Origin of the sequence: Micromonospora sp. S4605 (genome assembly GCF_003176715.1) — a bacterium.
In the GTDB taxonomy this organism is placed as follows: Bacteria; Actinomycetota; Actinomycetes; order Mycobacteriales; family Micromonosporaceae; genus Micromonospora; species Micromonospora echinaurantiaca.
Genome location: NZ_QGSW01000371.1, coordinates 1 through 8,570, shown reverse-complemented (window position 1 = coordinate 8,570; position 8,570 = coordinate 1). Strand labels below are relative to the sequence as shown.

8 protein-coding genes are annotated in these 8,570 nt (G+C 71.7%); 4 read left to right on the top strand and 4 right to left on the bottom strand.

Annotated elements, in window-relative coordinates; genetic code table 11:
* The 3 genes from DLJ47_RS30805 to DLJ47_RS30795 form a co-directional block, all read right to left on the bottom strand.
* Positions 1–670: ABC transporter ATP-binding protein (locus tag DLJ47_RS30805; RefSeq protein WP_109905283.1), on the bottom strand; the 670-nt coding region annotated here is incomplete at its 3' end.
* Positions 667–3,699: an FtsX-like permease family protein gene (locus DLJ47_RS30800; RefSeq protein ID WP_109905281.1), complete on the bottom strand. Its 3,033-nt coding sequence runs from the start codon at positions 3,697–3,699 to the stop codon at positions 667–669. The genes DLJ47_RS30805 and DLJ47_RS30800, both read right to left, overlap by 4 nt.
* Before the next feature lie 125 nt (positions 3,700–3,824).
* The gene (locus tag DLJ47_RS30795; protein ID WP_109905279.1) at positions 3,825–4,472 is read right to left on the bottom strand and encodes an ABC transporter ATP-binding protein; all 648 of its coding nucleotides are present in this window, start codon (positions 4,470–4,472) and stop codon (positions 3,825–3,827) included.
* Positions 4,473–4,632: 160 nt separating this feature from the next.
* On the opposite strand from DLJ47_RS30795, the gene DLJ47_RS30790 reads away from it, so the two are divergent.
* Positions 4,633–5,109: an HNH endonuclease gene (locus DLJ47_RS30790; protein ID WP_109905277.1), complete on the top strand. Its 477-nt coding sequence runs from the start codon at positions 4,633–4,635 to the stop codon at positions 5,107–5,109.
* A gap of 96 nt (positions 5,110–5,205) precedes the next feature.
* Here DLJ47_RS30790 and DLJ47_RS30785 read toward each other — a convergent pair whose 3' ends face one another.
* On the bottom strand, positions 5,206–5,745 hold the full coding sequence (locus tag DLJ47_RS30785; RefSeq protein ID WP_233258108.1) for a DUF1062 domain-containing protein: 540 nt from the start codon (positions 5,743–5,745) through the stop codon (positions 5,206–5,208).
* A 331-nt stretch (positions 5,746–6,076) separates the two neighbouring features.
* Here DLJ47_RS30785 and DLJ47_RS30780 point away from each other — a divergent pair, with 331 nt between their 5' ends.
* The 3 genes from DLJ47_RS30780 (at position 6,077) to DLJ47_RS36465 (ending at position 8,442) form a co-directional block, all read left to right on the top strand.
* Entirely contained in the window at positions 6,077–6,685 is a 609-nt protein-coding gene (locus DLJ47_RS30780) for a class I SAM-dependent methyltransferase (RefSeq protein ID WP_109905285.1), read from the top strand.
* Between the two features lie 268 nt (positions 6,686–6,953).
* Positions 6,954–8,333 (top strand): hypothetical protein, encoded by a 1,380-nt coding sequence (locus DLJ47_RS37280; protein WP_146228235.1) that lies wholly within the window; start codon positions 6,954–6,956, stop codon positions 8,331–8,333.
* Entirely contained in the window at positions 8,251–8,442 is a 192-nt protein-coding gene (locus DLJ47_RS36465; RefSeq protein WP_233258107.1) for a tyrosine-type recombinase/integrase, read from the top strand. Before DLJ47_RS37280 ends, DLJ47_RS36465 begins: the two co-directional genes overlap by 83 nt.
* Positions 8,443–8,570 lie beyond the last annotated feature (128 nt).

The following is an 8,570-nucleotide window of genomic DNA, read 5'->3' as shown; positions in this document are numbered from 1 at the left end:
CCGCCCGACCCAGCCGGGCACCCACCTCGCCGTCGTGGGTCACCACGACCACGGTGGTGCCCCGCTCGGCGTTGACCGTCTCCAACGCCGCGAGCACCTCGTCCCGGCCCGGCCCGTCGAGTTGGCTGGTCGGCTCGTCGACCAGCAGCAGCCCGGGCCCGGCCGCGAGCCCCTGCGCCAGCGCGGCCCGCTGCCGCTGGCCCGGGCTCAGCTCGCCGACGCGCCGCCCGCCCGCGCCGGCCAGGCCGACCAGCTCCAGGATCGCCTCCGGCGGGTCGAGCCGGCGGCCGGGCAGCCGCGCCGCGGGTCGCTGCGCCAACCAGACGTTGCGCGTCAGCGACACGTACGGCAGCAGGTTGCGTTCGGCGCCCTGCAACACCGTGCCCACCACGGCGCCCCGCAACGCGGCGAGCTGCCTGGTCGACAGCCGCGACAGGTCGTGCTCGCCCACGTAGGCCCGACCGGCGCTGGGCCGCATCAGGCCGCCGAGGATCGCCACCAGGGTGGACTTGCCGGAGCCGGACGGGCCGACGAGCGCCAACATCTCGCCGGCGGCGATGTGCAGGTCCACCCCGGACAGCGCGACCACGTCCCCCGACCCGGTGGGGTAGATGTGGATCAGCCGGTGGCAGCTGACCGGGGTGCCCCCGTCGGGCGGCGGCGCGCTCACCGGCCGGCCCGCCGGCGTACCGAGGCGGCGAGGACCCGGCCGAGGACCGCCGCGGCCAGCGCGAACAGCGCCACCGCGGGCACCGTGACCAGCAGCAGCCCGCCGGCATCCGGCCAGTCCGGTATCGGCACGGACGACCGCCCGTCGCTGAACAGCCGCTGCCCGTGCCGGGTGAGCAGCCACATCGCCACCGCCGCGAACACCCCCGCCGCGGTGGCCGCGGCGACCGGCCAGCCGTACCCGCCGCGGACCGCGCGCGGGGACAGCCCCTGCCGGCGCAGCGCCACCATCGTGGTGACCCGGTTGCGCTGCTCGGCCACCGCCATCGCGACCAGGCCGGCCGCCCCGATCAACACACCGGCCAGCGCGGCGAAGAGGTTGAACCCCAACGCCAAGGCGGGAGCCTGGCTGGCCAGGGTCCGGCGCTCGGCGCCGATCGTGCGCTCGTACCGCACGATCAGGCCCTGCGCCCGCAGCCGGTCGAGCACGTCGGCGGGCGCCGTCCGGCCCAGCCACACCTCCTTGTCGCCGCTCTGGCCGCCAACCGCGCGCCGGTCGGCGTGCTCCAGGTCCAGCACCAGACCGGACTCCCCGAACCGCGGCAGCCGGGCGGCGAATCCGGCGACCAGCGCCGTGGCCGGGGTCGAGTCGAGGGCGTCGTACCGGACCGACCCGAGGTTGGTTCCCGCCGACCGGGTCAGCCAGCCGGGAAGCACATCGGGCGCGTCGGCGACGGCGACCGCGATCGGATCCGGCCAGCGGCCCTCCGGCACGTCCAGGACCAGCCCCGGCGCACTGCCGCCGGCGGCCGTCAGCGAGAAGAACCGCTCGTCCGACGCCCGCCACCGACCGACCTCGGCGAAGTCGGCGGCGGTCAGCCGGACCGTGTCGCCGTCCCCGGCGCGCACGCGCAGCTCCTCGAACCGGACCCGCAGGGGTCGAGGGGTGAGCGGGGTGGCGATCTCGAAGTTGACCAGCCGGCACGGCGACTCGCACTCCGGCACCGGCACCCGGTACGCGCCCCGGCCGGTCTCCAGCGGCCGGTCCGCGGTGATCCGGCGGCTGCCGGACCGGCTGGCGACCGAGACGAACAGGCGCGGTTCGGCGCCGGCGTAGGCGGCCTCGTCGTAGTCGACGGTGACCACCACGGTCAGCGACCAGCCGCGCAGCTCCACCGGCTCGGCCGGTGGCCGGGGGCGGAGCGTGCCGGCGATGTCGGAGAGCCGCACCCCGTACGACGGGTGCGGCGCGGCGACCGCCGCCAGCCGGTCGGAGTCGACGGCCAGCAGCGGCAGGTCGCCCCGGCTGGTCCTGCTCCGCGCCACCACCGCCATCGCGTACCGCCCCTCGGGATCGACCGCCCGGACGGCGTCCAACAGGTGCTTGCGGGACAGCGCGTCGACACCGACCACCCGGGCAGCGCCGACGTCCACGGTCGCCCGGTCCGCGTACGCGGCGGTGGCCAGCTCACGCGTGGCGGCGGTGAACGCCAGCATCGCGACCACCACCGTGAGCAGCGCGATCAGCGGCCGGAAGCGGGGCTGCCGGGCCACCTGCACCAGCGCCAGGCCGGCGGCGTTGCGGCCCCGGGCCAGCAGCCGCGCGCCCACCGCCGCCCCGACGGTCATGGCGAGCCGGGCCAGCAGCACACCCACGGCGAGCGCGCCGACGACCGGCGCCAGCAGCGCGAGCCCGGACGGCGCCCCGCCGGCCCGCAACTGCACCACGGCGGCCACGGCGACCGACAGCGCCACCACGTCGCCGATGCTCGCCCGCCAGCCGCGTACCCGCGAGGGCACCCGGCGCAGCAGGTCGACCACCGGCGCGGACAGGCTGCGGGCCTGGGCCAGCAGCACCGCGGCGAGCGCCCCGACCGCGGCGAGGGCGGCGTACCCGACAGCGGTGGGGTCCAGCGCCACCGCGATCTCGCCGGCCAGCGTGTGCGCGGCGAGCAGGTCGACGGCGGCCAGCCCGGCCAGGCAGCCCAGCGGGATCGCGGCCAGCGCCGGCACGGCGTGCTCGCCCACCGCCAGCGTCCACAGCCGCCGGCGTTGCACTCCGCGCAACAGCAGCAGGCCCTGCTCCGGTCGGCGCAGGTCGGCCGCCGAGCTCACCGCCATGAAGAGCACCAGCCAGCAGAGCAGGACGAGCAGCCCGGCGCCCAGGGTCACGCCGACGGCCAACTGGTCGCGCTGCACCGTGACCCGGTGCAGCAGGTCGGGCAGGCTGGTGCTGGTGCCGAGCCGGTCACGCCCGGCGTTGCCGCTGGCGGTGGCGACAGCGGCCCGCAGGTCGTCGACCGACCCGGTGCGTACCAACCGTTCGGTGACGAACAGGTCGGCGGTGGGCCGTTGCAGGATGGCGTCCTTGTCGGCCAGGCGGGCGGATCCGCCGCCGGTGAAGATGGCGTCCCGCGCGCTGCCCACCGAGGACGCGGGGGGCGGGCCCGGCGCGGGCGGCGGGAGGTACTCGGTGCCGAGCCAGTACGGCGCGGACGGGTCGAGCGGCCGGTAGACGCCGGTGACCCGCAGCGGCACACCAGCGAAGGTCAGCTCGCCGCCGGCGCTCACACCGAGGTGGGTCGCGGTGTTCGTACTGACCATCACCTCGGGTCGCTGGCCGCCGGCGGTGGGCGCCGGGCAGGTGCCGGTCACCGCGACGCGCTCGCAGATCCCCTGCCGGAAGACCAGGGTCGACGCGACGGTGCCGGCCGGGCCGGCGGCGACGCCGGGAGCCTGCGCGCCGAGGACGACCTCGAAGCCGGCCGCGGCGAACGGCTCGACCTGACCGCGGAACGCCGCCACGCCGGGATCGGTGGGGATCCCCGGATAATCGGCGATCGAGCTGAACCGCACCCGACGCTCGTCGGGCCCGGCGACGGCGAGTTCCTGACTGGCCAGGGCCTGACCGGCGGCGGCCACGTACATCGGCGCGGCCGCGGCCGCGGCGCTGGCGAGCACCGCGAGCAGGAGCACCGCCAGCGCCTGCGCCCGGCGGGCGGCCAGTGCTCCCGCGATGACGGCCAGCATGGACGGTCATGCTAGTCAGCGACGAGGCCACCGGCCGTCCCGCGCACGCGGATCGATACCGGCCGGTTACCCGACGTCCCGGACCCGCCCGCCGCCTGCCGGGGGCTGATGCTCACCGGGAGGCGTCAACCGCGCCGCAGCTCCGCCGCTCCGTCGGCAAGGTGCAGTTCCGCGTCGCAGGCGGCGGCCACCTCCGGGTCGTGGGTGGCGAACACGACCGCCGCGCCCCGGCGGGCCTCGTCGTGCAGCAGGTCCAGCACCCGCTGCCGGTTGCCCGCGTCGAGTTCGCTGGTCACCTCGTCGGCGAGCAGGACTCCGCCGCGCAGGGCCAGACCGCGGGCGATCGCCGCCCGCTGCTGCTGGCCGCCGGAAAGTTCCTCGACCAGCTGGTCGGCCTGACCGGACAGACCCAACCGGTCCAGCGTCCCGGTGGTGACCTGGCGCGCCCGCGGGGCCGCCATGCCCCCGGCGACGAGGACCACCTGCACGTTCTCCGCCGCGGTCAGGATCGGCGCCAGGCCGTGGTCCTGCGGGACCAGGACGATCCCGAGCGTCACCGCGTGGTCGCGGTCGCGCAGCGACTGCCCGTCGACGGTCACCGTGCCGGCGCGCGGTCGCAGCAGCCCGGCCATCGCGTGCAGCAGGGTGGTCTTTCCCGCGCCCGACGATCCGGTGAGCGCCAGCACCCGACCCGGGTGGACCGCCACCGAGACGCCCCGCAGCACGGGCGGGGCGTCGCCGTATCCGACGGACGCGTCATGGATGGCCAGCATGTGGTTGCGCCACCTCCGGGGGCCGGGCGCCAAGCAGACTGCCACGTCCGGCGCACACCGCACAACAGGCCCTGGGCGTACGGCTCGCGGCCTTTTCGGTCCCGGACCATCGTCGTCGCCCACGGCGCGGACCGTCCGAACGCCGCCCTATCCTGGCCGGGTGCTGTCGCAGGTGACCGGGCTGTCCCGGCATTTCACCGAGGAGACCCTCCGGACCTACCTGCTGAGCCGCGCGGTGCGCCGGGACGACGGCTGCCTGATCGTCCGCGGCTACGGCAGCCGGCGCGGCGTGTACCAGAAGCTCGCCGGTCGGGCGTGGGCGCACATCGCCGCCTTCGCCGTCCTCGTCGGCGGCTACGACCCGGCGCTCGGCGTGCACCACCTGTGCGGGGTGCCGGACTGCATCGAGCCGACCCACCTGCGCCAGGTCACCCACGCCGAGAGCTGCCGCGGTCGGCGGCAGCACCCCCGGTGCCGTAACGGCCACGACCGGGAGGTCGATCCGGCGACCGGCCGCTACCGGAAGGTGTGCCGGGTCTGCAACCGCGACGCCCAGAAGCGGTGGCGGGAACGCCAGGCGGCGCAGGTCGCCGAGGCACGTGCCGGCCACGGCCGGTCCACGCCGACGAACCCCTGACGCTTGTTTCGCGACGGGCTCTGGTGTGCACGTACGGTGTCGGCACCGTGTCGCCGGTGGTCAGGCGGGCCGGGTGGCCCGCCCGACCACCGGCCGCTAGTTCGCGGTCATCACGGTGAAGGTGAATCCGGTGCTCGTGGTACGGCGCAGCGGAATGTCGCACTTGATCCGGCGCAGCACCTCGTTCCTGCTGAACCCGAGACCTTGCGCGATGAGCCGGTCCGGACGCACCGGTACCGGATCCTCGAAGACGACCCGCACCTGGACCGGCCACGCCTCGTCGAGCCAGGTCGACGGGGTGTCCAGTCGCCAGGCCCCCGCCCAGTCCAGCGCGAAGTGGTTGCGCCGGGCGAGCGCCGGATCCAACAGCCTGGCCGCCACCAGTTCCGGATCGTTGACGTGGTAGCCGTGCAGCTCGGCCGGGCTGAAGGATCTGGCCGGCGTGCGCTCGTGCACGGTGAGCTTGCTCGTCCGATCGCAGGACACGCACCGGACAAGCAGCCACACGTCCAGCAGCTTGCCGTTGGCGTTGACCCGGAACCTGCCCTCGCCGGTGGTGGCCGACTCCGATCGGCAGTCCACGCACCGCAACGACAGCAGCGGCAGCCTGGTGCGACGAACGACCCAGGGCAGCACGATATGAGGTTGTGAAGACACGATTTTTCTAGACCTGATCTCGCTAGACCTGACACGAGGCCGATTACGCGCGACCTCAGACGCTGTTTGCCGGGCGCACAAGGGCAGCCCGCCAGCACCGACGGAAGCGTCGGCTACCGGGCGCGGAAGAATGTGTCAGGTCTAGAGAGCAGGCGGGGTCACGCGGTTTTGTCCTCTGTCCTCACGGCGACGGGCCGCAGGCAACCTACGGGAGCCCGGACGCGAGGCTCAACCGGTTTCCGACCGGAGCCTCGTCAGTGCCAACGTGCTCGCCCTCATCAGGCCGACGGGGCTCTCATATAGTCACGCGGTGAACGTGGAGCAGGTTCGGGACGCGTATGCCTCCGTCGCAGACCTCTACATCGAGCTGTTCGGCACGAGCCAGCAGGTTCATGCCGATGACCTCGCCTTCATCGCGCGCCATCTGTCGATCCAGCCTGGCAACGTGCTCGATGTGGGCTGCGGACCGGGCCATGTCACCGGGTACCTCCGGTCGCTGGGTGTCGACGCGACGGGGATCGACGTGGTGCCCGAGTTCATCGCCCATGCGCAGGCCGCCCATCCGCACGGTAGGTACCAACTCGGGTCGATGACGAGCCTGGACGTCGAAGACAGTTCCATCGCCGGCATCCTGGCCTGGTTCTCGTTGATCCACCTACCGCCCCAGGACCTCGACGGGGCACTCGCCGAGTTCCGGCGGGTGATCACTCCAGCCGGCACCCTGGTGGTCGGCTTCTTCGACGGCGACGAGGTCGCTGCATTCGACCACAAAGTCGTGACGGCCTACCGCTGGCCCGCTGACGAATTCTCCGAGCGGTTGGCGCGCGCCGGCTTCCTGGAGGTCGAGCGCCAGCATCGGCCCAGCGATGGCACCCACCGGCCGTACGCCGCGATCGCGGCGGCCTCGGACGAACGGTGAGCTGAGTCGACGAGTCTCCACCGCCGAGCGAGCCACGGGGAAATCCGGGCCGGTCGGCGGCCCGCGGCCGCTTCACCGCGGCCAATCGGGCGTGTCCTGCTCTGAGCGAGCATGGGCAGTCATACGTCGGCCACTGAAATAAGCACTCACTCCGCGCCGAACCATCGCCATTATCCAGCCGCCGACATGAGCTAGCGCTCGGGGCCCGCTGTGTGCTGTACTGCACTAAGGGGGCATTTCGACTGTTCGAGACTGGGGCGTCAAGTCAGTGGACGAACGCGAACGAATCATAGAAGAGGCGCTCGGTGCCACGATCGCCGATTTACTTGGCGATGGCGAGCGCAACAAGGCGCTCTGGCGTGAAGCACTGAATCCGGACCGGCTGACCTGGCTGGATGGCAGATTGGCTGCCTACTATGCCGGCAAGGAAAGTCCGACCACCCCACCGAATGAGCTTCATCCTGCTCTCTTCGAGTCGGAGATGTATTACAATTTCGGCGGTTTGACGATGTTTGGCCCCCGTCGGCCGCCACGGACTGCGGTTATCAGCGAGGATCTCCGACAGGCACTGCTCTACGGTCATGGCGTTGCACTTTACGATCCAATTATCGGCATCTCAAGCGGAGGAGCGCCGAATCAGCGCTCCGTTGTGTTGCGCGGCGCCCTCGAATTCTGGCATCAGTTCGGCGCGCTGGTAGAAGCAGATGTGGTCAGGCTGGAACCGCCAAACTATCGCGAGTTCCCCAGCGTCAACGACGCGGAGGAGAAGTGTCTCGATCTCATCTGTCAGAGCCCGGACGGGCGCAGGGCGCTCCTAGAGCTCTTTGACGAACTTCAAGAGAGCTTCTCAGGGCGACCGGTCGATTGGGTTGGCAGGCCGAATCAACCCGAGCGCGCCAACCGCAAACGTGCCCAGCGGTTTCGGGAGCATCTCCACTATGTAGAGCTCAGCACCCACGACATGTTCCATGCGGTGAGTCTCGACCTTCCGCGGTTTCTATTCAGTCGGCTGATGCCGGCAACCGACGTCTGGCTGCCGTCTGCGCAGCATCTGGGGTACTACCTGCTGTTGGCGCAGCATGGGCTTGGGCAAGTCGACGCGGATCTTGAATTCATGCTTCTGCAGAGCTTGGCAACGGTACATCTGCCGGCCTTGAACGATCTCCCAGTACGCGATGTGGTAAATCTCCGACGCGATTCCGAAGTGTTGGAGGCTTGGCGCCAGTCGCTGCGCGATGCGCTAGCAGAGCTAACGGTGATGACTGAAGGCGGGATGGCCGACACGGCCACTCAGCGCCAGCTACGCAATCACCTGGCAGGGGTAGCGAGCCAGACCACATCGGCGCTAAGGAAGGCTCGCTCCGCTCCGTTCTCTGACGCGGCTCGGTCCATGACATTCGGCGTAATGGGCGGAGCTACCGGAGCAGCTTTCGACGGACTCCGAGGATTGCTGGTGGGAACGGCAGCCGCAGCTGTCTCGAACGCGGCCCAGGCCACCAGCACCATTTTCTCCGAGCGGGCGCAGCGCAGCGCGCTTAAGGCGCGTACCCAGCACGCCCTCTTGTTTGAGGAAGCCCAACCAGGCGAAACCACGGAACAGCGCCGTAACCGCGTGCTGGCGCGACGCCTCAGGCGCACCTCACTTTAAGGCGCACCAGCACTCCCACATGCTGCGCCACACGTTCGTCACCACCATGCTCGACGCCGGCGTCAGCCTCCGCGACGTCCAGACCGCCGCCCGCCACGCCGATCCATGAAGGCTCTTCGAAGTTGAGCGGGGCTTTCGGCTGGGGCGACCCGAATGTGAAGGGCTCGCAGCCCATCGGTGATCATCTGAGTGTCGAGTTCGGATGGTCACAAGTGAAGAGCTGCGAGCATGGTCAAC